The organism is Methylobacterium oryzihabitans, assembly GCF_004004555.2.
Taxonomy (GTDB): Bacteria; Pseudomonadota; Alphaproteobacteria; order Rhizobiales; family Beijerinckiaceae; genus Methylobacterium; species Methylobacterium oryzihabitans.
Map to the genome: position 1 here is coordinate 1 of NZ_SACP01000079.1, position 930 is coordinate 930.

The window sequence follows — 930 nt, forward strand, 5'->3', positions numbered from 1 at the left end:
GGGGAGATGGCGGCGGAGAGCGTCGGCAGGCTGAGACGGTAGTTGCCCGCATCGGCCCCCGTCAGGCCGAGCCCCGACAGGGCCACCGCGATCCCGGTGCCGGCGTTCCTGCTGGCGAAGGTGCCGATCCCGGTGCCGGTCAGCGTGACCGCATCGGTGCCGAACGGGGTGATCGACGGGGTGCCGGCGAGCGTGGCGGCGGTGGTGCCGTCGTAGGTCCTGTCGCGGGCGGAGAGGGTGCCGACGAGGAGCGTGGCCTGCGTGATCGCGACCGCGCCGGTGGCGCCGGCCAGCGTGTAGTTCGGGTTCGACAGGGCGAGGCCGGACAGGCCGGTGATGCTCTGGCTGCCGACGTCCTTGGCCGCGAGCAGGCCGGTGCCCGACACGGCCACGGCATCGCCGGCGACGAGGTTGCCGGCGGTGAGCAGGCCGCCCGCGACGGCGGCGGTGGCGTCGTAGACGCGGGTGCCCGACAGCGTCACCGGGCGCGGCGTGACGGTGAGGTCGGCGCCCTGGTAGGTCAGGGCGTAGTTCGCCGGGGCCGCCAGCGAGCCCACGGTGATGGCGTAGCGGCCGACGCCGCTCGCGGCGCCGGCGGTGGTGGCGAGGCTGCCGCCGAGGCCGTCGCCGCCGACGAGGCCGCCGACGGTGTAGGTCAGGGGCGGGTTGGCCTCGCCGTAGAGGCGGCTCTGCGCGTCGGCGGTGACGACGAGGGCGCGCGGGGCGATCGTGACCCCGCCGGTGGCGCCCGCCAGGGTGTAGTTCGGGTTGGACAGCGTCAGGCCGGACGGGTCGGTGAGGGTCTGGGTGCCGACGTCGCGGCCGGCGAGCCGGCCGGTGCCCGACAGCGTGACGACGTCCGCGCCGACGCGGTCGGTCACCGTGAGCAGGCCGCCCGCGATGGCGGCGGTGGCGTCGTAGGCCCGCGTG

Annotated in this window: 1 protein-coding gene; it reads right to left on the bottom strand. The window is 76.3% G+C overall.

Annotated features, from left to right (window positions below; translation table 11 throughout):
- Positions 1–930 (bottom strand): YDG domain-containing protein (locus EOE48_RS29505; protein ID WP_246155049.1); only part of this gene is annotated, 930 nt, incomplete at both ends.